Here is a 24,224-nt window from a genome sequence, read left to right as displayed (position 1 = left end):
GGTCCGCTCCGGCGGGCCGACGTCTCACGGCGGGGAGGGGCGCGAGCACATCGGCTCGCGCGCCTCCCCGCCGTGTCGTCTCACTCGTTCGTGTCCCCGGGGGCCTCGCCCTTGCGGCGCAGTTCCTCCTCGCGGCGGCGCAGATCGGCCTCCCAGCTCTTCAGCCGCTGCTCGTCGTCCTCCGCGGGCCGCTCTGCCGCCTCCTGCGCCTCCCCCGTGTCCTTCTCGTCCTTCTGTCCTCCGAGGGACTTCAGGAACTCGGGGTTGTCGTCCGGCGCGACCCAGCCGCCGCCCCCGCGCGCGCCGCCCCGGACCTCGCCGGCCACCGCGCGTTTACGGCCCGCGATCAGCCAGGAGACCGAGCCGACGACCGGGAACAGCAGCACCAGAATCGCCCAGATCGGCTTGGGGAGGTAGCGGATGTCCTGCTCGTCGGTGGTGATGCAGTCGATGAACGCGTAGATGCTGAGTGCCAGCGGCACCAGGATCATCAGCACCCGGAGCATGAGGCGATCCCCCTGCGTGTGGTGTTCGGGGCCGAAGGCACGGGCCCCAGTTACGGGACCAGGGTAGTGCGTACCGGATACTGGGACGCATGGCTTATGACGATCTTCGTTCCTTTCTGCGGGCGCTGGACAGGGAAGGTGACCTCAAGCGGGTCAAGGCCGAAGTCGATCCGCACCTGGAGATCGGCGAGATCGTCGACAGGGTCAACAAGGCGGGCGGTCCCGCGCTGCTCTTCGAGAACGTCAAGGGCTCGTCGATGCCGCTGGCGATGAACGTCTTCGGTACCGACCGCCGGCTGCTGAAGTCCCTCGGCCTGCGCTCCTACGACGAGATCAGCGAGAAGATCGGCGGTCTGGTCAGGCCGGAGCTGCCGCACGGCTTCGTCGGCGTCCGCGAGGCGTTCGGGAAACTGGGCGCCATGGCGCACGTACCGCCGAAGAAGGTCAAGGACGCGCCGGTCCAGGAGGTCGTGCTCACCGGTGAGGACGTGGACCTGGAGGCGCTCCCGGCGCTGTTCACCTGGCCCGAGGACGGCGGCTCGTTCTTCAACCTGGGCCTGACACACACCAAGCATCCGGAGACCGGGGTGCGCAACCTCGGCCTCTACCGCCTCCAGCGCCATGACCGCCGCACCATCGGCATGCACTGGCAGATCCACAAGGACAGCCGCAACCACTACCAAGTGGCGGCCAGGCGCGGTGAGAAGCTGCCGGTGGCCATCGCCTTCGGCGCGCCGCCCGCCGTGACGTACGCCTCCACGGCCCCGCTGCCGGGCGATATCGACGAGTACCTCTTCGCCGGATTCCTCCAGGGCAAGCGGATCGAGATGGTCGACTGCAAGACGGTGCCGCTCCAGGTCCCGGCCAACGCCGAGGTGGTCATCGAGGGGTGGCTGGAGCCGGGGGAGATGCTGCCGGAGGGCCCGTTCGGCGACCACACCGGCTTCTACACCCCGCAGGAGCCGTTCCCGGCGCTGACCATCGACTGTGTGACCATGCGCAAACGGCCGCTGCTGCAGTCGATCGTGGTGGGGCGGCCGCCGACCGAGGACGGTCCGCTGGGCCGGGCCACCGAGCGGTTCTTCCTCCCGCTGCTCAAGATCGTCGTCCCCGACATCGTGGACTACCACCTCCCCGAGTCCGGCGGTTTCCACAACTGCGCGATCGTCTCGATCGACAAGAAGTACCCCAAGCACGCGCAGAAGGTGATGCACGCCATCTGGGGCGCCCACATGATGTCGCTCACCAAGCTGATCGTGGTGGTGGACGCCGACTGTGATGTGCACGACCTCCATGAGGTGTCCTGGCGCGCGCTGGGGAACACGGACTACGCCCGCGACCTCACCGTGGTCGAGGGCCCGGTCGACCATCTCGACCACTCCTCGTACCAGCAGTTCTGGGGTGGCAAGGCGGGGATCGACGCCACCGCGAAGTGGCCCGAGGAGGGCTACACACGGGACGGCGGCTGGCCCCGGATGGTCGAGTCCGATCCCGCGACATCCGACCGGGTGACGCGCCGCTGGAAGGAGTACGGGCTGTGACGTCCGCCGCCGCTGCCGCGCCGCGTCCCGGGGCCACCAAGTCGTTCCTGCGGCTGGTGATGATCGAGCACTCCGTCTTCGCGCTGCCCTTCGCCTACATCGCCGCGCTCACCGCCATGTTCCGGCTCGACGAGCGCGTCCACTGGACCCGGCTGCTGCTGATCACGGTGGCGATGGTGGGCTTGCGCACCTTCGCGATGGCCGCGAACCGGATCATCGACCGCGAGATCGACGCCCGCAATCCGCGGACCGCGGGCCGCGAACTGGTCACCGGCGCCGTGTCGGTGCGCACCGCGTGGACCGGTGCGCTGGTCGCGCTCGCGGTCTTCCTGGGAGCCGCCGCCCTGCTGAACCCGCTGTGCCTGGTGCTGGCGCCGGTCGCCGTGGTGCCGATGGTGGTCTATCCGTACGGCAAGCGGTTCACCGACTATCCGCACGCCATCCTGGGCCTGGCCCAGGCGATGGGACCGGTCGGTGCCTGGATCGGGGTCACCGGTGAATGGTCCTGGGAGGCGGTGATCCTGGGGCTCGCGGTCGGCATCTGGATCGGCGGCTTCGACCTGATCTTCGCCTGCCAGGACGTGGCGGCCGACCGGGCGCACGGGGTGCGGTCGGTCCCGGCCCGTTTCGGGATCGCGGGAGCGCTGTACGGCGCGCGGTTCTGCCATGTGCTCACCGTCGGCCTGCTGGTCTGGTACGGACTGGCCACGGACGCCGGAGCGTTCTTCTGGACGGGGCTGGTGATCGTCACGGCGGCCTTCGGCTACGAGCACAGCATCGTGCGCCCGGGCGATCTGTCACGGTTGAACCGGGCCTTCTTCACGGTCAACGGCTTCATCGGGATCGCGCTGTTCTGCTGTGCGCTGCTCGACCTGCTGGTGCGGGGGCTGAGCCTGTGAGAGCGGCCGGACGGCGGCGGATAGGCTCGGGCGTGTGGAGCCGCCGCAGGAGCCGTACGAGCCGTACGAAGAGGTGAGCCGACGCCCCTGGGTGGTCGGTGTGTCCGGCGCGTCCGGGACGCCGTTCGCCGCCTCGGTGCTGCGCGCGCTGCTGACCGCGGGGGAGGCCGTCGACCTGGTGATCAGCCGGGCGTCCCGGCTGACGCTGCTGGACGAGACCGGGATCGCGTTCCGGGACGCGCACTGGCGTGACGACCTGTGCCGCTGGCTGGCCCGCGGCGCGGACGGCACGCCCGACGCCTTCGAGGTGCCGGCCGGGGTCGCGGAGGTGCGCCACTGGGCGGCCGGGGACCTCGCCGCCGGGCCGTCCTCCGGTTCGTACCAGGTCAAGGGGATGCTGATCGTCCCGGCGAGCACGGCGTGTGTGGCCGGGGTGGCGCTGGGGCTGTCGAAGGACCTGCTCCAGCGGGCCGCGAGCGTGACCCTCAAGGAGCGGCGCCCGCTCGTGGTCGCGGTGCGGGAGACCCCGCTGAACGGTCAGACGCTCCGGCACCTGGTCTCACTGGACGAGGCGGGCGCGGTGGTACTGCCCGCCTCTCCGGCGTTCTACGCGGGCGCGACGCATATCCAGGATCTGGTGGACTTCGTCGCGGGGCGGGTACTCGACGCGGCCGGAGTGCCGCACAAGCTGTACCGCCGGTGGGAAGGGGAACTCGGTGGGGACCGGGGGAGGGGTTAGCGCGTCCAGCGCTTCCGGGCCATCGCGGCGCGGGCCGCGACGACGACCGCGCGGCGCCCCGCACGGGAGGTGGGCCGGTGGTTCGCACGCGAGCGGTTGGCCAGGTCCCGCAGCTCATGCATACGGGCTTCAAGACCCTCGATCGAGTACACGGTGAGTCTCATCTCCTGAGGAAAACAGGTCGATCGCCTGAAAATTTGCAGGGCTTGTGGCCCTGATGCCTTAGATTCTACATGTAATGTCGCTCGAACTCTGAATAATGGAAGGCGTACGGCATATGGACGCGGTGGACAGGCAGCTCATCCAGGCGCTGCGGGAGAACGGCAGGGCCTCGTACGCGGAGCTGGGCAGGCTGGTCGGCCTGTCCGGACCCAGCGTCACGGACCGGATCAACCGCCTGGAGGCGGCCGGTGTCATCACCGGCTATCGCGCGACCGTCGACGCCGCGTCCCTCGGGCTCGGGGTCACCGCGCTGATCGGCATCCAGCTCTCCGACGCCACCGACCACGAGGACGTGGCACAGCGGATGCGCGACCTCGCCGAGATCGAGGACTGCTGGTTCATCGCGGGCGACGACTCCTACATGCTCAAGGTGCGCGCCTCGGACGTGGACGGTCTGGAGCGGACCATCCGCAGGCTGTCCGGCACCAAGGGCGTCTCCCGCACCCGCACCACGATCGTGCTGTCCACCAAGTGGGAGAACCGGGTCGGAGAGCTCCCCGAGGACATCGAGGCGTAGTCTCGGCGAAGCCGACATCGGCAGAGGAAGGGCCGGAGAAAGACGGCCGGACGCAGGGGGCGAACGCATGGGAGGCGACCGCGTGACGGCGACCACACAGGACGTGGGTTTCAAGCGGGAGTTGGAGCAGAAGGTTCTCGCCGGGGAGCGGCTGTCCCGTGAGGACGGCATCGCCCTGTACGCGTCCGACGATCTGGCGTGGCTGGGCGGTCTGGCCCATGAGGTGCGCACGCGTAAGAACGGCGATGTCGTGCACTTCAACGTCAACCGCCATCTGAACATGACCAATGTGTGCACGGCGTCCTGTGCGTACTGCTCGTTCCAACGGAAGCCGGGTGAGAAGGACGCCTACACGATGCGGATCGAGGAGGCGGTGTGGCTCGCCAAGGCGATGGAGGGGGAGAACCTCACCGAGCTGCACATCGTCAACGGTCTGCACCCCACCCTTCCCTGGCGGTACTACCCGAGGTCGCTGCGGGCGCTGAAGGAGGCGCTGCCGGAGGTCTCGCTGAAGGCGTTCACCGCCACGGAGATCCATCACTTCGAGAAGATCTCCGGGCTCGGCGCGTCGGAGATCCTGGACGAGCTGATCGACGCGGGTCTTGAGTCGCTGACCGGCGGCGGTGCCGAGATCTTCGACTGGGAGGTCCGGCAGCACATCGTGGACCACGAGACCCACTGGGAGGACTGGTCGCGGATCCACCGGCTGGCCCATGAGAAGGGTCTGAAGACGCCGTGCACGATGCTCTACGGGCATATCGAGGAGCCCCGGCACCGGGTGGACCACGTCCTGCGGCTGCGGGAGCTCCAGGATGAGACCGGAGGGTTCCAGGTCTTCATCCCGCTGCGCTATCAGCACGACTTCGTGGACATGAAGGACGGCAAGATCCGCAACCGGCTGCAGGCGCGGACGACGATGGCGACCGGCGCGGAGGCGCTGAAGACGTTCGCGGTCTCGCGGCTGCTGTTCGACAACGTCCCGCATGTGAAGGTCTTCTGGGTCATGCACGGGGTGCAGACGGCTCAGCTCGCGCTGAACCACGGTGCGGACGACATGGACGGCTCGGTCGTCGAGTACAAGATCACCCATGACGCGGACAACTACGGGACGCCGAACAAGCTGACCCGTGACGATCTGCTGGATCTGATCCGGGACGCGGGCTTCCGTCCGGTCGAGCGCAACACCCGCTACGAGATCATCCGCGACTACGAGGGTCCCGACCCGGACCGCCGCGAGTCCCCCCAGCCCATGCGGGTCTGAGGGCCCGGCTGGTTATCGTCGGCCCATGCCTCTGACGTTCGAACTCGACCCGGCCGTCACCCCCGAGCTGCGCGACGGGATCTGCTCCCTGTGGGCCGACACCTCGAACGCGGACGGGGCGGTCGGCTTCGTGCCCCCCGTCACGGTCGACGACGTCCGCTCGGAGCTGGTCAAGCACCTGGTGGCGATGGCCGAGGACCGCGCCCGGCTGCTGGTCGGCCGCGACGAGGACGGCACGGTCGCCGCGACCGCCGTCCTCGGCCTCAACACCCACCGGCTGATGCGCCACTGGTGCTGGCTGTTCACGGTGATGGTCCACCCCTCCCACCAGGGCAAGGGATACGGCCGCGCGCTGATGGCGGCGGCCGGGGAGGCCGCCCGCGGACTGGGCGGGATCACCGGGATACGGCTGACCTGTCGCGGCGGCCGCGGTCTGGAGCGGTTCTACGGCTCCTGCGGCTACAAGGAGGTCGGCCGGGTACCGGACGCGATCCGGGTCGCGGAGGGCGAGTTCCGCGACGACATCACGATGTGGCTGCCGCTGAATTGATCGAAATGCGGACGTGCTTCACTGGGAGGGCAGATCCCCCCAGCAGAAAGAAGTCCAGCCGTGTCACTCCAGCCGAGCGCCACGTTCCGCTACACCCTGATGCGCCTGGGGATCTTCGCCGGCTCCTTCCTGGCCATCTGGGCGCTGGTCTGGTTCCGGCTGGTCCCCTCGGGCCTCGGCCGGTCGAACCTGTTCTGGGTGGCGCTGCTCGCCCTCGTCGTCTCCGCCCCGCTGAGCTGGGTGCTGCTGCGCAAGCAGCGGGAGGCCATGGCGGTCCACGTCGCCGGGAGGGTGGACCGCGCCAAGGAGCGCCTGGCGGCGAACCAGAGCCAGGAGGACGGCGTCTGACCGGCGCCGCACCGGCCCCGCTGTAACCCTCCTCACACCACCCACACCGCTTCGCCACGCCCCGTGGGTCAGCATCCGCTGACCCACGGGGCGTTGCCGTGTGCGGGGCCGGACCGGGGAACCGGGCCCAAAGATTTTCTTTGGGTTACTCAAAGCAGCGGTGTTAACGTACTTGTCATGACGACAGCAGCCGCGCCCCGTATCGCAGCGAGCGTTCCGCTCGTGGCGCGCCTGCACATCGATCTTTGCCGCTGCCTGTCCGCGGCCTGTCGCCGCCGCTGACCCACCTCGCGTACAGCGGCCGGAGATCCCGTACGGACTCCTGGCTCTTCTTCTTCTCCCTCACTGTGACCTCCCCGGAGTGTGTCCGTTGTCGTCCGTTCCCGAGACGTCCCCCAAGACGTCGTCGTCCTTCCGCCTGCCCAAGGTGCCTTTCTGGGCCCAGATCCTGCTCGGCCTGGTGCTGGGTGTGCTGCTCGGCTGGGTCGCCCGCAGCGGTGACATCGGCTGGCTGGTCACCACGCTCGACAAGGTCGGCTCGATCTTCGTCCAGCTCCTGAAGCTGGCCGTGGCCCCGCTGGTCTTCTTCGCGATCCTGATATCGATCACCAACCTGCGGAACGTCAACAACGCCGCCCGGCTGGCGACCCGCACCCTGCTGTGGTTCATGGCCACCTCGCTGATCGCGGTCGCCATCGGCCTGGCCATCGGTCTGCTCACCGACCCCGGCGCGGGCACCGACCTCACCCCCAAGGACGGCGCCAAGCCCGAGGAGGCGGGTTCCTGGCTGGACTTCCTGACCGGGATCGTGCCGACCGACGTGGTCACGCCGTTCACCGAGCTCAACGTCCTCCAGATCGTCTTCCTCGCCGCCGTGGCGGGCGTCGCCGCCCTCCAGCTCGGTGAGAAGGCCCAGCCGATCCTGAACCTGAGCCAGGCGGTGCTGGAGCTGCTCCAGAAGGCGCTGTGGTGGGTCATCCGCCTCGCCCCGCTGGGCACCCTCGGCCTCATCGGCTTCGCCATCGCCGAGTACGGCTGGGACCTCATCGGCAAGTACGCGACCTTCACCGCCGACATCTACATCGGCTGCGCGCTGGTGATGTTCGGCGTCTACCCGCTGCTGCTCTCCACGGTCGCCAAGGTCAACCCGCTGAACTTCTTCAAGGGCGCCTGGCCCGCCATCCAGCTCGCCTTCGTCTCCCGCTCCTCGGTCGGCACCATGCCGCTGACCCAGAAGGTCACCGAGCGCCTGGGCGTCCCCAAGGAGTACGCCTCCTTCGCGGTGCCGTTCGGCTCCACCACCAAGATGGACGGCTGCGCCTCGATCTACCCGGCCATCGCCGCGATCTTCATCGCCCAGATCTTCGACGTCCAGCTCGGCATCGGCGACTACCTGCTGATCGCCTTCGTCTCGGTCATCGGCTCCGCCGCCACCGCGGGCCTCACCGGCGCCACGGTCATGCTGACCCTGACCCTCTCCACGCTGGGCCTGCCCCTGGAGGGCGTGGGTCTGCTGATGGCCATCGACCCGGTGCTGGACATGATGCGGACCGCCACCAATGTGGCGGGCCAGGCCCTGATCCCGGTCCTGGTCTCGGCCCGGGAGAAGATCCTCGACCGCGACGCCTACGCCCACGCCTCCTCGTCCCCGCTGGACGACCCGGACGGCACCGGCCAGGCGGACCCGGCCGAACCCCAGCTGGCCGCCGCGTAACACCGCGAGCGGCGCGCCCGCCGCGACGGCATCCCCGTGCCCCCGGACCCGCAGAGGTCCGGGGGCACGGTGCCATGTCCCGTAGGGGTCCGGGGGCACGGTGCCGTGAGCCATGTCCCGTAGGGGTTCACCTACTTCGGGGCCCGCGAAGACCGGCAGGACAGGGCCTAGGCTAGGCGGCGATATGTGTGCGGGGGCACGGATCGAAGGGGGCTGCCTGCGTGGGCGGGGCGACGAGGGGCAAGCGCGTACCACGGGCGGTGCGGGAGCAGCAGATGCTGGACGCGGCGGTGCGGGCGTTCGCGCGCAGCGGCTACCAGCACGCCTCGATGGACGACATAGCGGAGCTGGCGGGCGTCTCCAAACCGCTGGTCTATCTGTATCTGCACTCCAAGGAGGAGCTGTTCGCGGCCTGTATCCGGCGTGAGGCCGCGGCCCTGGTGGCGGCGGTGCGCGTCGCCGTGGAGCAGGGGGCCTCCGCCGACCGGCAGTTGTGGAGCGGGCTGAGCGGGTTCTTCACGCACACCGCCGCCCACCCGGACGGCTGGACGCTGCTGCACGTCCAGGCCCGTACGCACGGACGGCCGTTCGCGCGTGAGGTGGCCGCGATGCGGGAGGAACTGGTGGCCTTCGTGACCCAGTTGCTGGCCGTGGCGGCGCGGGACAACGCGGCGCGCGAGCGGCTGGACCGCGCGGATGTGGCCGCCATCGCGTACGCCCTGGTGGGCGCGGCGGAGTCGCTGGCCGACTGGGCGGGTGACCAGGGCGGGCCGTCGGCCCAGGAGGCGGCGGCGACCCTGATGGACTTCGCCTGGGCCGGGCTGGGCAATGTGCTGCGCGGTGAGGGATGGGCCCGCGAGGCCGTCCCGCACCCGGCCGGGTAGGACGGTTGACGCGGTGTCATCCGCCTCGCTTACGGGGCGCGCGGTCACCTGATCGGGCGCGCACCTCCGCGGTGCGCCGCCGTCGTCCTCCATGCGCTGGCTAATCTCGACGGGTCCTGCCGGACGTGTGAGAGCGGTGAGCGAGCATGGCCATGACCCGTCGTCCCGCCACGGCCGAATGGCTCGGCCTGCGGCCGCATCCCGAGGGCGGCTGGTACCGGGAGACCTGGCGCGGTGCGGTCTCGGCCCCGCTCCCCGGGTACACCGGTGACCGGGCCACGGCCACGGCGGTCTACTTCCTGCTGACCCCCGGTGAGGAGCAGCACTGGCACAGGGTGCTCTCGGCCGAGCTGTGGCTGTGGCACCGGGGCGGTCCGCTGCGGCTGTTGCTGGGCGGGCCGGGGGAGCGGCCGGAGACGGACGAGCCCGCCGAGGTGGCGCTGGGGCCGGATATCGCGGCCGGGCAGCGGCCCCAGGCCGTCGTACCGCCGGGGGTGTGGCAGTCGGCGCGGCCGGCGGCGGATGAGGAGGTGCTGGTGAGCCGAGTGGTCTCACCGGGCTTTGAGCTCGCGGATTTCCGCAGGTGGGAGGGGTGACCCCGGTCCGGGCTCGGGGTCCGGGTCCGGGGCCCGGAAAGGCAGGAGCCCCGCTTCCCCCACCGGTGTGGAGGGAGCAGGGCTCCTTGGGTACTGCTAGATCAGACCGCGCTGACGTTCTCAGCCTGCGGGCCCTTCGGACCCTGGGTGACGTCGAAGGTCACGGCCTGGTTCTCCTCGAGGGAGCGGAAGCCAGACGCGTTGATCGCGGAGTAGTGAACGAAGACATCGGGGCCGCCGCCGTCCTGGGCGATGAAGCCGAAGCCCTTCTCGGCGTTGAACCACTTGACGGTTCCGGTAGCCATAAGCCCTCCTTGGGCCAAAGGGTTGCCCTGCTCCAGAACCTGCAAGAAGTCTGAAAACTACAAAAGCCCGCGGTTACATGCTCCGCAGGCTCTGTACTGCAAGGGAAACCAAACTGCAACTTGCGGCGAGCTTAGCACGCAGCGTGTGCGAGGGGAAAGAGCCGAAGATCACGAATAAGTGGGGTTTCCAGCACCTCGGAGATGGATAAGATCGCAGGTCGCGCAGCTACTGCCGGAGAATCGCCGGAGGGCTCGCGGCACCCCGCCGCCGCCGTGGGCGCCCTGCGGGGCTAGCCTCCGCATGTGGACATTTCACCGAGTTCCCCCTCGCGGAGTACACAGGGTGCCTCCGACGGCGTCACGCCCGACGGCGACCGCCGGCGCAGCCGCCCGAGAGTGGGCCACATCCAGTACCTGAACTGCATGCCGCTGTACTGGGGCCTCGCCAGGACCGGTTCGCTCCTCGACTTCGAGCTCACCAAGGACACCCCCGACGCCCTGAACGACCAGCTCGTCCGCGGCGACCTCGACATCGGCCCGATCAGCCTGGTCGAGTACCTGCGCAACGCCGACGACCTGGTGGCGCTGCCGGACATCGCGGTGGGCTGCGACGGGCCCGTGATGTCCTGCGTGATCGTCTCGCAGGTGCCGCTGGAGCAGCTCGACCACGCGCGGGTGGCGCTGGGCTCGGCCTCCCGCACCTCCGTACGGCTGGCCCAGCTTCTGCTGGCCGAGCGGCACGGGATCACCCCCGAGTACTACACCTGCCCGCCCGACCTCAGCCTGATGATGCAGGAGGCCGAGGCGGCGGTGCTCATCGGTGACGCGGCGCTGCGCGCCAACCTCCACGAGGCATCCCGGCTGGGCCTCCAGGTCCATGACCTCGGGCAGATGTGGAAGGAGTGGACCGGGCTGCCGTTCGTCTTCGCGGTCTGGGCGGTCCGCCGCGACTACCTGGAGCGGGAGCCGGTGATCGTGCACAAGGTGCATGAGGCGTTCCTCGCCTCCCGGAACGTCTCGCTGGAGGAGGTCGGCAAGGTCGCCGAGCAGGCGGCGCGCTGGGAGGCCCTGGAACCGCCGGTGCTGGAGCGCTACTTCACCACCCTCGACTTCAGCCTGGGCCGGGCCCAGTTGAAGGGCATCGCCGAGTTCGCCCGCCGGACCGGACATGACGGGGGCTACCCGGCGGACGTCCGGGTGGAGCTGCTGGACGGGCAGACCTCCGCGGTCTGAGCGGCCCGTGCCGTCCCGGGCCCGCCTAAGCTGGACCGCGCCGTCGACGGGGGAGGCCCGCCATGGATCCGCTGGGAGCGGACGACCCACGGGTCATCGGCGCGTACCGGCTGCTCGGACGGCTCGGCTCGGGCGGTATGGGCCGTGTCTACCTCGGGCGCAGCGCCGGAGGGCGCACGGTCGCGGTCAAGGTGGTGCACCCCCACTTCGCGCTGGACGAGCAGTTCCGCGCGCGCTTCCGGCGTGAGGTCGAGGCCGCGCGCCGGGTCGGTGGTGCGTGGACCGCGCCGGTGCTGGACGCCGACCCCGGGGCCGCCGTGCCGTGGGTGGCCACCGGCTATGTGGCGGGCCCCTCGCTCAGCCGGGCGATATCCGACGAGGGACCGCTTCCCGAGGCGTCGGTACGGGCGCTGGGGGCGGGGCTCGCGGAGGCGCTGGCCGCCGTGCATGCGCTGGGCCTGGTCCACCGGGACGTCAAGCCGTCCAATGTGCTGCTGGCCCTCGACGGGCCGCGGTTGATCGACTTCGGGATCGCCCGCGCCACCGACGGCACCGCCTCGCTCACCTCCACCGGGGCGTCCATCGGGTCGCCCGGCTACATGGCGCCCGAGCAGATCCTCGGGGAGGACGTCGGCGGACCGGCGGACGTCTTCTCGCTGGGCTCGGTGCTGGCGTACGCGGCGACCGGTGAGGGTCCCTTCCCGGGCGACAGTTCGGCGGCGCTGCTGTACAAGGTGGTCCACGCCGAACCCCGGCTCAGCGAGCAGCTCACCGGCGATCTGCGCGAGCTGGTGGCCGCGTGCCTGGCCAAGAACCCCGCCGAGCGTCCCACCCCGGAGCAGATCGCCCGGCGGCTGGCGCCCGCGGACGGCGCCTCGGGGCTCGTGCGGTCCGGCTGGCTGCCGGGGACGCTGGTGGAGCGGGTGAGCCGGCGCGCGGTGCAACTGCTCGATCTGGAGGCGGAAACGGAGGATCCGGAACCGACCGGGGACGTGGCAGCCGCGCCTGCGGAACCGGAGGCGAGTGCGGAAGCGACCCCGGCACCGCGGGCCGAAGAGACGTCCGCCACCGGCCCGGACCGGTCGGCGCCCCACACCCCGGCTCCGGCTCCGGTTCCGGCCCGGGTCCCCGAGCCGTCCACCGCCGGATCGCCCGCGCTCGGCGCCTTCGGACCCCCGGACCCCTCGTACGCGGACGGACTCCCGGGCCGTGAACCGGCCGACCGCTCCACTCCTCCTCCGCCGCCGTCGTACCCCGCCCCGCTCCCCGAGCGGGGACGCGGTGTCGCGCTCAGCGCGTCCGTGGGCGGCCGCAACCGCCCCAAGGCGCTCAGTTGCACCCTGGTGCTCTCCGTCGCGGGCGCCCTGGCCGCCGCGACGACCGCCGCGGTGGTCTTCGACGTCCTGCCCGGCAGCGGCAAGGACACCAAGGCCGGTCCGCGCGGCGACGCCCGGCCCGGCGGGAGCCCGTCCGCGACGCCGCCGTCCTCGGCGACGCCGAGCGACGGCGCGGGCCCCGGCGCGATCCCCAAGACGTTCCTCGGCACCTGGCGCGGCGACCTCACCTCGGACTCCGGCATCCCCGTGGGCACCATGACCATCACCTTCCGGCAGGGCCGGGTCGGGGAGCAGGTCGCGACCGGCCGGGTGACGCTGTCGGTGCTGCGCTGCGACAGCACCTGGAAGCTGGTCTCCGCCTCCTCCGGTGAACTCCGGCTGGACGCCGCGCTGAAGCGGGACCGGCCCCAGGAGGGGTGCAGCGACGGTTCCACCCAGGAGCGGTTCGTCCTAGCGGGCGACACCCTGCGCTACCGCGCGAAGGACGACCGGGCGGGCGATCCGAGCGGCACCCTGCACAGGCTCCGCTAGGCCCTGTCCTGCCGATCTTCGTGGGCCCGCGACGCCTGGCACCGCACCTCGCCGCGTTGTCGGGATCATCCGAGTACGCCCGCTACCCGAGGACAAGGACGACCCTCCGCCTTGCGAGCTACGGCACCAGACGCCGCGGCCTGATCCACGAAGATCGACAGGACAGGACCTAGCCGTCGCCAGGGGGCGCCCGCGTGGACGGGACACGCCCCGGGAGCGGCGCATCACCGCTGGCGTAGGCTGATTCGGTCCGCCCGTAAACCTCCGAAAGGTACGCCCCGGTGACCGCACACGCAGAGTTGCAGGCAGTCCTCGACCGCGCCGCAGCCGGGGGCCGCATCACACCGCAGGAAGCGCTCGACCTGTACCGGTTCGCGCCGCTGCACGCGTTGGGTGCGGCCGCGGACGCGGTGCGCCGACGTCGTTACGCCGGTACGGAGCACATCGCCACGTACATCATCGAGCGGAACATCAACTACACCAATGTGTGTGTGACGGCGTGCAAGTTCTGTGCGTTCTACGCCGCGCCGAAGGATGGGGAGAAGGGCTGGAGCCGTGATCTCGACGACATCCTGAAGCGCTGTGCGGAGACCGTGGAGCTCGGCGGTACGCAGATCATGTTCCAGGGTGGGCACCATCCCGACTACGGGGTGGAGTACTACGAGGAGCACTTCTCGGCGATCAAGAAGGCGTTCCCGCAGTTGGTGATCCATTCGCTGGGGGCGTCCGAGGTCGAGCACATGGCGCGGATCTCGGGTGTGTCGGCGGAGGAGGCGATCCGGCGGATTCACGCGGCGGGTCTGGACTCGTTCGCGGGCGCGGGTGCGGAGTTGCTGCCGGAGCGGCCGCGCAAGGCGATCGCGCCGCTGAAGGAGTCCGGTGAGCGGTGGCTGGAGATCATGGAGATCGCCCACCGCCTGGGCGTGGAGTCCACCTCGACGATGCTGATGGGGACGGGGGAGACGAACGCGGAGCGGATCGAGCACATCCGGATGATCCGTGAGGTGCAGGACCGCACCGGTGGCTTCCGCGCGTTCATCCCGTACACGTATCAGCCGGAGAACAACAAGCTGAAGGGGCAGACGCAGGCGACGATCTTCGAGTACCTGCGGATGATCGCGATCGCGCGGCTGTTCCTGGACAACGTCGCCCATATCCAGGGGTCCTGGCTGACGGTGGGCAAGGAGGCCGGTCAGCTGTCGCTGCATTACGGCGCGGATGACCTCGGCTCGGTGATGCTGGAGGAGAACGTGGTCTCCTCGGCGGGTGCCAGGCACCGTTCCAACCGCATGGAGCTGCTGCATCTGATCCGCGCGGCGGGCCGGGTCCCCGCACAGCGCGCCACGACGTACGAGCACCTGGTGGTGCACGAGGACCCGGCGAACGACCCCGTCGACGACCGTGTCGTCTCCCATGTCTCCTCCACGGCGATCGCCGGCGGCACCGCCCACCCCGAGCTCAAGCTCATCGACGCGAAGTGACCGCGCCCCCGTGCTGACGATCCACCGTGTGCGCGCGGTCCGCCTCGTGGTGGACCACCCGTCCGAGGAGCGGACGGAGCCGGGGTACGCGGTGGTCGTCACCGGCGCCCGCTTCGCGGCCATCGGGCCGTACGAGGACCTCCTGGCCGAGTACGGCGAGCGCGCCCGGATCCGGGAGTGGGACGGGACGCTGACCCCCGGCCGCTACGAACCGGACGGTGCCGCGTACCTGGAGGCCGCCTACCACCCCGATCCGCGCGAGGCCGATGCGCTCGGCGGTGAACCACTCACCGGGGAGGCGCTCGCGGCCCTGGAGCTGACCGACGCGCGCTGGGGCGCCAGTGCCCGGCGCGGGGTGCAGCGGCTGCTGGCGCGGGGCACGACCGTGCTCACGGGGCCGTTCACCCGGCCCGCGGTGCGCACCGCCGTGGCCCGGTCCGGTATCCGGGAGGCGTCCGGCCCCCGGCCGCGCGCCCTGGTCCCGAGCGGCGTCGCCGACTTCGCGGTCTTCGCCGACGACGGTGACTGCCTCGTCACGGCCCTGGACGGGCGGCTGGTGCACCGGCGGCGGTGAGCCGGGGCGCGGCGGGGGCCGACCCCTGCGGCGGACCGTGCCGCACGAGGTGAACAATGGGGCTGTGACCCGAGCATCCCTGGACAAGCAGCCGCAGGAAGTCGCCGCCATGTTCGACGACGTGGCGGCCAAGTACGACCGCACCAATGACGTGCTGTCCCTCGGGCAGGCCCGTCAGTGGCGCAAGGCGGTCGCCCGCGCGGTGGACGCGCGCCCCGGTGAGCGGGTGCTCGACCTCGCCGCCGGTACCGGTACCTCCTCGCTGCCCTTCCGTGCCGCGGGCGCCTACGTGGTCCCCTGCGACTTCTCGATCGGCATGCTGAAGGAGGGCAAGAAGCGCCACCCCGGGCTGCCGCTGACCGCGGGTGACGCGACCCGGCTGCCCTTCGCCGACGGGGTCTTCGACGCCGTCACGATCTCCTTCGGGCTGCGCAACGTCCAGGACACCGAGGGCGCGCTGCGCGAGATGCTGCGGGTGACCCGGCCCGGCGGCCGGATCGTCATCTGCGAGTTCAGCCATCCGACCTGGGCGCCGTTCCGCACCGTCTACACCGAGTACCTGATGCGCGCGCTGCCGCCGATCGCCACCGCGGTCAGCAGCAGCCCGGACGCGTACGTCTACCTCGCCGAGTCCATCCGTGCCTGGCCCGACCAGGCCGGACTCGCCGCCCGGCTGGGCCGCGCGGGCTGGTCCCGGCCCGCGTGGCGCAACCTCACCGGCGGTGTGGTGGCCCTGCACCGCGCGTACCGGCCGGAGTAGGCGGCTCGCGGCCGCCGCCCGGCGGTCCGGCCGCCGGTCCTCCAGGTCAAGCCGCCGGTCTCACAGGTCCAGCCGGTGGCAGATGGCCGGGACCCGGGAGACCGGCGACTCCAGGTGCTCCGCGGCGCGCATGCCCAGCCGCCGGGTCACCGCTATGGAGCGCTCGTTGCGGGCGTGCACCATCGCGACCACATGGCCGACCCCGGCGGCGCGCACCCGCTCCAGCGCGGCTTCGGCCGCCACGGTGGCGTAGCCGCGGCCCCAGTACGCCCGGCCGAGCCGCCAGCCGATCTCGATCTCGCCCACCGGACCCCAGTCCTGGGGCCACGGCTGGGCGCCGGTGAAGCCGATCACCTCGTCCGAGTCGTTCAGCAGGGTGTAGAGGCAGAAGCCGTGCGCCTCGGCGTGCGCGCGCTGGCGGGCGGTGAACTCCTCGTAGTGGGCGAGGTCATGGGAGGCCCCGCCGTGGAACTCCATCACCTCCGGATCGTCGAAGACGCGGTGCCAGGCCGAGGCGTCCTCGGGGGTGGGCACGCGCAGGTGTACGGCGGGCTGGGTCACGGTCATCAGGGGCGGCCCTTCGCGAGTGGTCGAGTACGGCCCCCATAGACTGCTGCTGTCCAGTGCCCGGCGCGACCGGCACGCCGTTACCGAGGCTTCGGGAGACCCCGCGTGAGCGAGACCGCACCCACCCAGAGCGTGTCCTCCGGGAGCTCGGAGCGCACCGCCGACGTGATCGTCGTCGGTGCCGGACCGGCCGGTTCCACCACCGCGTACTACCTGGCCAAGGCCGGTCTGGACGTACTGCTGCTGGAGAAGACGGCCTTTCCGCGCGAGAAGGTGTGCGGTGACGGGCTGACCCCGCGCGCCACCAAGCAGCTCGTCGCCATGGGCATCGACGTCTCCGAGGAGGCGGGCTGGCTGCGTAACAAGGGTCTGCGGATCATCGGCGGCGGGGTGCGGCTGGAGCTGGACTGGCCCGATCTGGCCGCCTATCCGGACTACGGACTGGTCCGCAAGCGCGACGACTTCGACGAGCAGCTCGCGAACCAGGCGCAGAAGGCCGGGGCGCGGCTGTACGAGCGCTGCAACGTGGGCGCGCCGATCACCGATCCGCGCACCGGCCGGATCACCGGTGTCGAGGCCAAGCTGGGCGAGGAGAAGACGCCGGTCACCTTTCACGCCCCGCTCGTCGTCGCCGCCGACGGCAACTCCACCCGGCTGTCGCTGGGGATGGGGCTGCACCGGCGCGAGGACCGTCCGATGGGCGTCGCGGTGCGCACGTACTTCACCTCGCCCCGCCATGACGACGACTACCTGGAGTCCTGGCTGGAGTTGTGGGACCGGCGCGGTGCGCAGGACCGGCTGCTGCCCGGCTACGGCTGGATCTTCGGCATGGGCGACGGGACGAGCAACGTCGGCCTCGGCGTGCTCAACACCTCCTCGTCCTTCAAGGAGTTGGACTGGCGGGAGATCCTCAAGGCGTGGTGCGCCTCGACGCCGGAGGAGTGGGGCTACACCCCGGAGAACATGACCGGGCCGATCCGCGGCGCCGCCCTGCCGATGGCGTTCAACCGCCAGCCGCACTACACCCGCGGGCTGCTCCTGGTGGGCGACGCGGGCGGCATGGTCAACCCGTTCAACGGCGAGGGCATCGCCTATGCGATGGAATCCGGGCAGCTCGCCGCCGATGTGATCGTGCAGGCCCACGCCCGGACCACCGCCGCGCAGCGGGAGATGGCGCTCCAGCGCTATCCGAAGGTCCTCAAGGACACCTACGGCGGCTACTACACGCTGGGCCGCGCCTTCGTGAAGCTGATCGGCAACCCGAAGGTGATGCGGCTGGCGACCGAGCGCGGGCTGACCCACCCGATGCTGATGCGCTTCACCCTGAAGCTGCTGGCGAACCTGACCGACCCGACGGGCGGGGACGCGATGGACCGCATCATCAACGGTCTGACCAAGGTGACCCCGCGGGCCTAGGCCCTGTCCTGTCGGCCGGGCCGCAGCGGGTCAGCCGCCGCCGTCCTCGCCCTCGCTGGTGAGGACGCCGAACGGCGCCCCGGCCACGTCCGTCAGCCAGGCCATCCGGCCGACGCCCTCGGCGGAGAAGGCGGGCATCAGCACCGAACCGCCCAGCTCCTGCCCCTTGGTGACCACTCCGTCGCAGTCCGTGACCTGGATGTAGGGCAGCCACTGCGCGGGGGTCGAATGTCCCTCCTGGAGCTTGGCGACCCCGCCGAAGGCGCCGTCCTTCCCGGCGCCGGACGTGGAGAGCACGGTGTACGTCCCGCCGGGGAACGAGACGTCCTCGGCGTCCCAGCCGAAGACGGCGTGGTAGAAGGCGAGGGCCACGACGGGGTCGGGGGAGTGCAGCTCGGTCCAGCACAGACTGCCCGGGTCGTTGACCAGCTCCAGACCGGCCGTCTTGCCGGGCTGCCAGACGGCGAACCGGGCGCCCCCGGGATCGGCGAAATGGGCCATCCGTCCCTCGTGGAAGACATCGAACGGCGCGACCACCACCGCGCCGCCCGCCATCTCGACGGATGCCGCGGTGGCGTCGGCGTCGGGCGTGTGGAAGTACGGCGTCCAGGCCGAGCGCGCGTTCTGCTCGGTGAGCGGACCGAGGGCCGCGACGGTCTTGCGGTCCCGTGTGAAGAAGCCGTAGCCGCCCGCCTCGGGCCCGGCCGACTCGAAACTCCAGCCCAGCAGCCCCTGGTAGAAGGCCACGGCCGCGTCGGTGTCGGGGGCGCCGAGATCGAGCCAGTTGGGCGCGCCGGGGACGTAGTCGGTGGTGAGCATGGATGCTCCTCCGGCGGTCGGGCGTGAAGGACCTCTCGTCCTCAGTCTGGCACCGGCCCCGGAACGCCGCCGCCGGGACCGGGAACGGCCCCGGACCTCCGCGTGCGGTGCGGCTCCCGATATGACGCGGTCACCCGGCGGCGGTGACAATGAACGTGTGGGGGGCGCCGTGAGCGTCAGCCGCGGCGACCGGAACGATGGGGCCCGCGGGCCGGTTCCGCCGCCGGTGGGCCGTCAGGAGGTACTCCCATGACGAAGGCAGCGGACATCATGCACCCGGGCGCGCAGTGGATTCCGGCCACCGAGTCGCTGGACCGCGCCGCCCAGCTGATGCGCGAACTGAACGTCGGGGCGCTGCCGGTCAGCGACAGCAACGAGCGGCTGTGCGGCATCCTCACCGACCGCGACATCGTGGTCGGCTGTGTGGCGCGCGGCGGCGACGCGTCCCGGATGACGGCCGGGGACCTCGCCAAGGGCACCCCGCGCTGGATCAGCGCGGACGCCGATGTCAGCGAGGTGCTGCGGGAGATGGAGGAGCACCGGATCCGCCGGCTGCCGGTGATCGACAAGAACAAGCGGCTGGTCGGCATGATCAGCGAGGCGGACCTCGCCCGGCACCTCTCGGACCAGCAGATCGGCGAGTTCGTGGAGAAGGTGTACGCCACGGCGTGAACGGCATGAGGCCGCCGCCCCCGGGAGGGAACGGCGGCCCCGTGGCCGTTCGGCGGTGCCGTGCGCGGCAGTTGGCCGTGCGCGGACGACAGCCGTGCGGGAATTACAGGACGCGCACCGCGCCGGTGGGCATGTCGTAGTCCAGCGGACGCTCGACGATGCCGGTGCTCGGGTTCTGGGCGCCGATGAACTTGCCGTCGCCGATGTAGACACCGACGTGGTAGGCGCTGCCGGAGCTGCCCCAGTAGAGGATGTCGCCCGGCTGGAGGTTGTCCAGCGACACCTGGGTGCCGACGGTGGACTGGTCCTGGGAGACGCGCGGCAGGTCGATGCCGATCTGCTTGAACGCGGCCTGGGTCAGACCGGAGCAGTCGTAGGAGGTCGGACCGCTGGTGCCGAGCACGTACGACTTGCCGAGCTGCGCCTTCAGGAAGCTGATGACGGTGGCGGCGTTACCCGTGGCGTTGCTGGTGCTGGGCGTGGAGAGGGTCGAGCGCTCGGCGGAGCGGGACGCCTTCTCGGCCTTGGCCTCGGCCGCACGCTTGGCGGCGGCCTTGCGCGCCGCCTCCTTGGCTTCCTTCGCCTTGCGGTCGGCCTCCGCCTTGGCCTTCTTGGCCTCGGCCTTCGCGTGGGCGGCGGCCTGGTCCTGCTGCGCCTGCAGCTGGTAGTCCGAGGCTGCCTGCTGCGTGGCGTCGGCGGTCTGGGCGGCCGTGCTCGCCAGCGTGGCGCTGACGGTCGGCATCTCGATCGTCGACTCGGCGGCCGACGACTCGGTGGCGGAAGCGGGCACGGCGGCACCGGCCACCGCGATGGTGAGGAAGCCACCGGTCACCCCTGCGCGGAGTGTGCCCTTGGACGCGGCACGGCGGGGCTTCCGGTGGCTGGGTATGTGTGCGACTGGGGACATAGGTCACTGGCTATCAGGGCCGAAAGGCCCGGATCAACAAAAGTGGGGTGCGCCACATTTGGCGTGTACACGCCTAAAAATCGGCTGATTCGGCCGCCACCGCGGCGCCCGCCGCGATGTCCGAATTTCTCGATCATGTCTCTACGCACGGCATTTGGCGGCCGTGCGGAGCCGGCGGGCGGTCTACCACCGATGCAGCCCGCATATCAAAGGTTCCCGTGAATTCGGGTTCCACAACCCATCGGGACGTGGGATACCTCACTCCGTGGCGCCCGTTCGCGGGGCTCCCGTGGGTGGGTGGTGAAGCGGACGGGGCCGACGCGTGAAGCGGGTACGGCCGATACGTGGAGTGACCGCGCGGACCGCTCGTGAAACAAAGCGCGAACCGGCGATCAAGGAGGGCGGGTGGACGCCGGGTGCGTCCTGCGGGTGGTGCGGGCGCCGGCCCGGCGACCGGGTCACCCGGGAGGGTGGCGGACAAATATCAGCTGACGATGTCCATCGCAAATTTGCATGTATGTACCATGTCTTGGTAAGGGCGCAACGCCCTCACCAGTGACGACGTCCCCGAATGTCACTTCTGGTGATCGTTCGGATGCTTCGCGTACAAGATCACCGCTCATCCGACTTCATGATCCTTCGTCAGGTGGTGGAGATCACAAAGACGGTGACGTACCCCGTGTCGCAGATCACAGACCGACGGGCATAGGATGCAGGCGAAACGGGCTTGTGAACTGCCTCACATGAGCACGATCTTCGTGGGGCGACGGCACGTCCGTGCGGTCCGCCAGACAGTCATCGTCGACTGAAGGGAGCGAGGACGGTGAACGCATACGCGCCCATCCTCGTACTGGGAGCCCTCGGGGCAGGTTTTGCGATCTTCTCGGTTTTCATGGCCGCGATCATCGGCCCCAAGCGCTACAACCGGGCCAGGCTCGAGGCCTACGAATGCGGTATCGAGCCGACTCCGCATCCGGCCGGCGGTGGGCGCTTCCCCATCAAGTACTACCTGACGGCGATGCTCTTCATCGTCTTCGACATCGAGATCGTCTTCCTCTACCCCTGGGCCGTTTCCTTCGACGCCCTGGGGCTGTTCGGGCTCGTGGAGATGCTCCTCTTCGTGCTCACCGTCTTCGTCGCCTACGCCTATGTGTGGCGGCGCGGCGGACTGGAGTGGGACTGAAGGGGCCAAGAGGAGATAGGGGAAACAGCGCATGGGTATCGAAGAGAAACTCCCGAGCGGCTTCCTGCTCACCACCGTGGAACAGGCCGCCGGACTGGCCCGCAAGTCCTCCGTGTTCCCGGCCACCTTCGGCCTGGCCTGCTGTGCCATCGAGATGATGACCACCGGTGCCGGCCGCTACGACCTCGCCCGCTTCGGCATGGAGGTCTTCCGGGGCTCGCCCCGGCAGGCCGACCTCATGATCGTCGCGGGCCGGGTCAGCCAGAAGATGGCACCGGTGCTGCGGCAGGTCTATGACCAGATGCCGAACCCCAAGTGGGTCATCTCCATGGGCGTCTGCGCCTCCTCCGGAGGCATGTTCAACAACTACGCGATCGTGCAGGGCGTCGATCACATCGTCCCGGTCGACATCTATCTGCCCGGCTGTCCGCCGCGCCCCGAGATGCTCCTGGACGCGATCCTCAAGCTGCACCAGAAGATCCGCGAGGAGAAGCTCGGCGTGAACCGCGAGCGCGCGGCCCGGGAGGCGGAGGAAGCGGCGCTCAAGGCGCTCCCGACGATCGAGATGAAGGGGCTGCTCAGGTGAAGGCGAACGGGGTCAATCCCGACCAGGACCTCAACGCGGAGAACCTCCCCGGCAGGCGCGGTGACCACGGCGAGGCCATCCGGGTCCAGCACGGCATGTTCGGTGCCAACAACGGCGGTGACACCACCGGGTACGGCGGGCTGGTGCGTCCGGTGCGGCTGCCCGGCCAGGCCGGCCGTCCGTACGGGGGCTGGTTCGACGAGGTCGCCGATGAACTCGAGGGCGCGCTGGAGGAGCAGTCGCTGCTCCCCGAGAACGCGATCGAGAAGACCGTCGTGGACCGCGATGAGCTGACCTTCCACATCGCGCGCGAGCACCTGCCGCGGGTGGCCCGGACGCTGCGCGACGACCCGGCGCTCCGCTTCGAGCTGTGCACCGGGGTCAGCGGGGTGCACTTCCCCGGTGACAAGGGCCGGGAGCTGCACGCCGTCTACCACCTGCGGTCGATCACCCACAACCGGATGATCCGGCTGGAGGTGGGCGCCCCCGACGACGATCCGCACATCCCGTCGATCGTCGATGTGTACCCGACCAACGACTGGCACGAGCGCGAGACCTACGACTTCTTCGGCCTGGTCTTCGACGGCCATCCCGCGCTGACGCGGATCATGATGCCGGACGACTGGCAGGGCTTCCCGCAGCGCAAGGACTACCCCCTGGGCGGTATCCCCGTCGAGTACAAGGGCGCCCAGATCCCGGCTCCGGACCAGCGGAGGTCGTACAGCTGATGTCTGCCACCCATGCCACTCCCTCCGCCTCCGCGCGCGAGACGACCGAGGGCACCGTCTACACCGTCACCGGCGGCGACTGGGACGAGGTCGTGGCCGCCGCGGCCCGGGCCGACGATGAGCGGATCATCGTCAACATGGGTCCGCAGCACCCCTCCACGCACGGGGTGCTCCGGCTGATCCTGGAGATCGACGGCGAGACGGTCACCGAGGCCCGCTGCGGAATCGGTTATCTGCACACCGGAATCGAGAAGAACCTCGAATTCCGGAACTGGACGCAGGGCACCACCTTCGTGACCCGCATGGATTACCTGACGCCCTTCTACAACGAGGCGGCGTACTGCCTGGGCGTCGAGAAGCTGCTCGGCATCGAGGACCAGGTGCCGGACCGGGCCTCGGTCATCCGGGTGCTGCTGATGGAGCTCAACCGGCTCTCCTCCCATCTGGTGGCCATCGCCACCGGCGGTATGGAGCTGGGCGCGACCACCGTGATGATCTATGGCTTCCGCGACCGTGAGCTGATCCTCGACATCTTCGAGCTGATCACCGGGCTGCGGATGAACCACGCCTACATCCGGCCCGGTGGGCTGGCCCAGGATCTGCCGCCGGGAGCGGTCGACCAGATCCGCGCCTTCCTCATCCAGATGCGCAAGAACCTGCCCGAGTACGACAAGCTGGCGACCGGGAACCCCATCTTCAAGGCCCGGCTCCAGGACGTCGGCTATCTCGACCTGGCGGGCTGTATGGCCCTCGGCGCGACCGGCCCGATCGTGCGCGCCACCGGACTCCCGCACGATCTGCGCAAGTCCAACCCCTACTGCGGCTACGAGAACTACGACTTCGAGGTGCCGACCGCCGACACCTGCGACGCCTACGGCCGCTTCCTGATCCGGCTGGAGGAGATGCGCCAGTCGCTGCGGATCGTGGAGCAGTGCCTGGAGCGGCTGGAGCCCGGCCCGGTGATGGTCGAGGACAAGAAGATCGCCTGGCCCGCGCAGCTCGCGCTCGGCCCGGACGGTCTCGGCAACTCCCTGGACCACATCAAGAACATCATGGGCACCTCGATGGAGGCCCTGATCCACCACTTCAAGCTGGTGACCGAGGGATTCCGGGTCCCGCCCGGACAGGCGTACATCGCGGTGGAGTCGCCCAAGGGCGAACTGGGCGTGCACATGGTCAGCGACGGCGGCACCCGCCCGTTCCGCGTCCACTTCCGGGATCCGTCGTTCACCAATCTGCAGGCCGTGGCGGCGATGTGCGAAGGCGGCCAGGTCGCCGACGTGATCGTCGCCGTGGCGTCCATCGACCCTGTGATGGGAGGCGTCGACAGGTGAGTGACGTAACTCTG

At 70.2% G+C, this 24,224-nt stretch carries 27 protein-coding genes; 21 read left to right on the top strand and 6 right to left on the bottom strand.

The window, feature by feature from the left end; all coding sequences use genetic code 11:
* Window positions 1-80: 80 nt before the first annotated feature.
* A complete protein-coding gene (locus NMK44_RS24295; RefSeq protein WP_254746451.1) occupies window positions 81-506 on the bottom strand; it encodes a PLD nuclease N-terminal domain-containing protein in 426 nt (141 codons plus the stop codon).
* Between the two features lie 89 nt (window positions 507-595).
* Between NMK44_RS24295 and NMK44_RS24290 the strand changes: the two genes are divergently transcribed.
* Genes NMK44_RS24290 through NMK44_RS24280 form a run of 3 tightly spaced genes read left to right on the top strand, consistent with a single transcriptional unit; the run spans window position 596 to window position 3,685 of the window.
* A complete protein-coding gene (locus tag NMK44_RS24290; RefSeq protein WP_254746449.1) occupies window positions 596-2,047 on the top strand; it encodes a menaquinone biosynthesis decarboxylase in 1,452 nt (483 codons plus the stop codon).
* Window positions 2,044-2,946 carry a menaquinone biosynthesis prenyltransferase MqnP gene (mqnP, locus tag NMK44_RS24285; RefSeq protein ID WP_254746447.1) on the top strand — a complete coding sequence of 301 codons (903 nt, stop codon included), beginning with the start codon at window positions 2,044-2,046 and terminating at the stop codon, window positions 2,944-2,946. Before NMK44_RS24290 ends, mqnP begins: the two co-directional genes overlap by 4 nt.
* 34 nt (window positions 2,947-2,980) lie before the next feature.
* Window positions 2,981-3,685 (top strand): UbiX family flavin prenyltransferase, encoded by a 705-nt coding sequence (locus tag NMK44_RS24280; RefSeq protein WP_254746445.1) that lies wholly within the window; start codon window positions 2,981-2,983, stop codon window positions 3,683-3,685.
* Here NMK44_RS24280 and NMK44_RS24275 read toward each other — a convergent pair.
* Window positions 3,682-3,849, bottom strand: coding sequence for a hypothetical protein (locus NMK44_RS24275; protein WP_254746443.1), 168 nt, complete (start codon window positions 3,847-3,849; stop codon window positions 3,682-3,684). The genes NMK44_RS24280 and NMK44_RS24275 overlap by 4 nt on opposite strands.
* Before the next feature lie 113 nt (window positions 3,850-3,962).
* Between NMK44_RS24275 and NMK44_RS24270 the strand changes: the two genes are divergently transcribed.
* From NMK44_RS24270 to NMK44_RS24240, 7 genes are all read left to right on the top strand, one after another.
* Entirely contained in the window at window positions 3,963-4,424 is a 462-nt protein-coding gene (locus NMK44_RS24270) for an Lrp/AsnC family transcriptional regulator (protein ID WP_254746442.1), read from the top strand.
* An 82-nt stretch (window positions 4,425-4,506) separates the two neighbouring features.
* On the top strand, window positions 4,507-5,685 hold the full coding sequence (mqnE, locus tag NMK44_RS24265; protein ID WP_254746440.1) for an aminofutalosine synthase MqnE: 1,179 nt from the start codon (window positions 4,507-4,509) through the stop codon (window positions 5,683-5,685).
* Window positions 5,686-5,710: 25 nt separating this feature from the next.
* On the top strand, window positions 5,711-6,235 hold the full coding sequence (locus tag NMK44_RS24260; RefSeq protein ID WP_254746438.1) for a GNAT family N-acetyltransferase: 525 nt from the start codon (window positions 5,711-5,713) through the stop codon (window positions 6,233-6,235).
* 60 nt (window positions 6,236-6,295) lie between these two features.
* Window positions 6,296-6,583 carry a DUF4229 domain-containing protein gene (locus NMK44_RS24255; RefSeq protein ID WP_254746436.1) on the top strand — a complete coding sequence of 96 codons (288 nt, stop codon included), beginning with the start codon at window positions 6,296-6,298 and terminating at the stop codon, window positions 6,581-6,583.
* 370 nt (window positions 6,584-6,953) lie between these two features.
* Window positions 6,954-8,297: a dicarboxylate/amino acid:cation symporter gene (locus tag NMK44_RS24250; protein WP_254746434.1), complete on the top strand. Its 1,344-nt coding sequence runs from the start codon at window positions 6,954-6,956 to the stop codon at window positions 8,295-8,297.
* Window positions 8,298-8,572: 275 nt separating this feature from the next.
* Complete coding sequence (locus NMK44_RS24245; protein ID WP_254746590.1) at window positions 8,573-9,181, top strand: TetR/AcrR family transcriptional regulator; 609 nt, start codon at window positions 8,573-8,575, stop codon at window positions 9,179-9,181.
* Between the two features lie 146 nt (window positions 9,182-9,327).
* Window positions 9,328-9,777, top strand: coding sequence for a cupin domain-containing protein (locus NMK44_RS24240; RefSeq protein ID WP_308358504.1), 450 nt, complete (start codon window positions 9,328-9,330; stop codon window positions 9,775-9,777).
* 101 nt (window positions 9,778-9,878) lie between these two features.
* On the opposite strand, the gene NMK44_RS24235 is transcribed toward NMK44_RS24240, so the two are convergent.
* Window positions 9,879-10,082, bottom strand: coding sequence for a cold-shock protein (locus NMK44_RS24235; RefSeq protein ID WP_009715975.1), 204 nt, complete (start codon window positions 10,080-10,082; stop codon window positions 9,879-9,881).
* A 396-nt stretch (window positions 10,083-10,478) separates the two neighbouring features.
* Between NMK44_RS24235 and NMK44_RS24230 the strand changes: the two genes are divergently transcribed.
* From NMK44_RS24230 to NMK44_RS24210, 5 genes are all read left to right on the top strand, one after another.
* On the top strand, window positions 10,479-11,315 hold the full coding sequence (locus tag NMK44_RS24230) for a menaquinone biosynthetic enzyme MqnA/MqnD family protein (RefSeq protein WP_308358502.1): 837 nt from the start codon (window positions 10,479-10,481) through the stop codon (window positions 11,313-11,315).
* 62 nt (window positions 11,316-11,377) lie between these two features.
* Window positions 11,378-13,183 (top strand): serine/threonine-protein kinase, encoded by a 1,806-nt coding sequence (locus tag NMK44_RS24225; protein ID WP_254746432.1) that lies wholly within the window; start codon window positions 11,378-11,380, stop codon window positions 13,181-13,183.
* A gap of 281 nt (window positions 13,184-13,464) precedes the next feature.
* Window positions 13,465-14,664, top strand: coding sequence for a cyclic dehypoxanthinyl futalosine synthase (gene mqnC / locus NMK44_RS24220; protein WP_254746430.1), 1,200 nt, complete (start codon window positions 13,465-13,467; stop codon window positions 14,662-14,664).
* A 10-nt stretch (window positions 14,665-14,674) separates the two neighbouring features.
* Window positions 14,675-15,238: a hypothetical protein gene (locus NMK44_RS24215; protein ID WP_374215334.1), complete on the top strand. Its 564-nt coding sequence runs from the start codon at window positions 14,675-14,677 to the stop codon at window positions 15,236-15,238.
* Window positions 15,239-15,302: 64 nt separating this feature from the next.
* A complete protein-coding gene (locus tag NMK44_RS24210) occupies window positions 15,303-15,998 on the top strand; it encodes a demethylmenaquinone methyltransferase (RefSeq protein WP_254746426.1) in 696 nt (231 codons plus the stop codon).
* A 60-nt stretch (window positions 15,999-16,058) separates the two neighbouring features.
* Here NMK44_RS24210 and NMK44_RS24205 read toward each other — a convergent pair whose 3' ends face one another.
* Entirely contained in the window at window positions 16,059-16,565 is a 507-nt protein-coding gene (locus NMK44_RS24205; RefSeq protein ID WP_254746424.1) for a GNAT family N-acetyltransferase, read from the bottom strand.
* A 132-nt stretch (window positions 16,566-16,697) separates the two neighbouring features.
* Here NMK44_RS24205 and NMK44_RS24200 point away from each other — a divergent pair, with 132 nt between their 5' ends.
* Window positions 16,698-17,981: a geranylgeranyl reductase family protein gene (locus tag NMK44_RS24200; RefSeq protein ID WP_254746582.1), complete on the top strand. Its 1,284-nt coding sequence runs from the start codon at window positions 16,698-16,700 to the stop codon at window positions 17,979-17,981.
* Between the two features lie 30 nt (window positions 17,982-18,011).
* On the opposite strand, the gene NMK44_RS24195 is transcribed toward NMK44_RS24200, so the two are convergent.
* Window positions 18,012-18,800: a VOC family protein gene (locus NMK44_RS24195; protein ID WP_254746422.1), complete on the bottom strand. Its 789-nt coding sequence runs from the start codon at window positions 18,798-18,800 to the stop codon at window positions 18,012-18,014.
* Between the two features lie 249 nt (window positions 18,801-19,049).
* Between NMK44_RS24195 and NMK44_RS24190 the strand changes: the two genes are divergently transcribed.
* Window positions 19,050-19,472 carry a CBS domain-containing protein gene (locus tag NMK44_RS24190; protein WP_254746420.1) on the top strand — a complete coding sequence of 141 codons (423 nt, stop codon included), beginning with the start codon at window positions 19,050-19,052 and terminating at the stop codon, window positions 19,470-19,472.
* A gap of 103 nt (window positions 19,473-19,575) precedes the next feature.
* Here the strand turns inward: NMK44_RS24190 and NMK44_RS24185 are convergent, their stop codons facing one another.
* On the bottom strand, window positions 19,576-20,379 hold the full coding sequence (locus NMK44_RS24185; protein WP_254746418.1) for a C40 family peptidase: 804 nt from the start codon (window positions 20,377-20,379) through the stop codon (window positions 19,576-19,578).
* 823 nt (window positions 20,380-21,202) lie between these two features.
* Here NMK44_RS24185 and NMK44_RS24180 point away from each other — a divergent pair.
* Genes NMK44_RS24180 through NMK44_RS24165 form a run of 4 tightly spaced genes read left to right on the top strand, consistent with a single transcriptional unit; the run spans window position 21,203 to window position 24,210 of the window.
* Window positions 21,203-21,562, top strand: coding sequence for an NADH-quinone oxidoreductase subunit A (locus tag NMK44_RS24180; protein ID WP_254746416.1), 360 nt, complete (start codon window positions 21,203-21,205; stop codon window positions 21,560-21,562).
* Window positions 21,563-21,593: 31 nt separating this feature from the next.
* Window positions 21,594-22,148, top strand: coding sequence for a NuoB/complex I 20 kDa subunit family protein (locus NMK44_RS24175; RefSeq protein ID WP_254746414.1), 555 nt, complete (start codon window positions 21,594-21,596; stop codon window positions 22,146-22,148).
* Window positions 22,145-22,876, top strand: coding sequence for an NADH-quinone oxidoreductase subunit C (locus NMK44_RS24170; RefSeq protein WP_254746412.1), 732 nt, complete (start codon window positions 22,145-22,147; stop codon window positions 22,874-22,876). The genes NMK44_RS24175 and NMK44_RS24170 overlap by 4 nt, the downstream gene beginning before the upstream one ends.
* On the top strand, window positions 22,876-24,210 hold the full coding sequence (locus NMK44_RS24165) for an NADH-quinone oxidoreductase subunit D (protein ID WP_254746410.1): 1,335 nt from the start codon (window positions 22,876-22,878) through the stop codon (window positions 24,208-24,210). The genes NMK44_RS24170 and NMK44_RS24165 overlap by 1 nt, the downstream gene beginning before the upstream one ends.
* The last annotated feature ends 14 nt before the right edge of the window (window positions 24,211-24,224 follow it).

It is taken from the genome of Streptomyces cucumeris (assembly GCF_024295805.1).
GTDB classification, from domain to species: domain Bacteria; phylum Actinomycetota; class Actinomycetes; order Streptomycetales; family Streptomycetaceae; genus Streptomyces; species Streptomyces cucumeris.
This window is presented reverse-complemented; position numbering and strand designations above follow the sequence as displayed.

Coding starts and splice junctions, on each gene's coding strand:
- NMK44_RS24290 (WP_254746449.1), top strand. CDS start 596: ATGGCTTATGACGATCTTCGTTCCTTTCTGCGGGCGCTGGACAGGGAA.
- NMK44_RS24275 (WP_254746443.1), bottom strand. CDS start 3,849: ATGAGACTCACCGTGTACTCGATCGAGGGTCTTGAAGCCCGTATGCAT.
- NMK44_RS24260 (WP_254746438.1), top strand. CDS start 5,711: ATGCCTCTGACGTTCGAACTCGACCCGGCCGTCACCCCCGAGCTGCGC.
- NMK44_RS24240 (WP_308358504.1), top strand. CDS start 9,328: ATGGCCATGACCCGTCGTCCCGCCACGGCCGAATGGCTCGGCCTGCGG.
- NMK44_RS24205 (WP_254746424.1), bottom strand. CDS start 16,565: ATGACCGTGACCCAGCCCGCCGTACACCTGCGCGTGCCCACCCCCGAG.
- NMK44_RS24175 (WP_254746414.1), top strand. CDS start 21,594: ATGGGTATCGAAGAGAAACTCCCGAGCGGCTTCCTGCTCACCACCGTG.
- NMK44_RS24185 (WP_254746418.1), bottom strand. CDS start 20,379: ATGTCCCCAGTCGCACACATACCCAGCCACCGGAAGCCCCGCCGTGCC.
- NMK44_RS24165 (WP_254746410.1), top strand. CDS start 22,876: ATGTCTGCCACCCATGCCACTCCCTCCGCCTCCGCGCGCGAGACGACC.
- NMK44_RS24295 (WP_254746451.1), bottom strand. CDS start 506: ATGCTCCGGGTGCTGATGATCCTGGTGCCGCTGGCACTCAGCATCTAC.
- NMK44_RS24195 (WP_254746422.1), bottom strand. CDS start 18,800: ATGCTCACCACCGACTACGTCCCCGGCGCGCCCAACTGGCTCGATCTC.
- NMK44_RS24235 (WP_009715975.1), bottom strand. CDS start 10,082: ATGGCTACCGGAACCGTCAAGTGGTTCAACGCCGAGAAGGGCTTCGGC.
- NMK44_RS24225 (WP_254746432.1), top strand. CDS start 11,378: ATGGATCCGCTGGGAGCGGACGACCCACGGGTCATCGGCGCGTACCGG.
- NMK44_RS24245 (WP_254746590.1), top strand. CDS start 8,573: ATGCTGGACGCGGCGGTGCGGGCGTTCGCGCGCAGCGGCTACCAGCAC.
- NMK44_RS24190 (WP_254746420.1), top strand. CDS start 19,050: ATGACGAAGGCAGCGGACATCATGCACCCGGGCGCGCAGTGGATTCCG.
- NMK44_RS24270 (WP_254746442.1), top strand. CDS start 3,963: ATGGACGCGGTGGACAGGCAGCTCATCCAGGCGCTGCGGGAGAACGGC.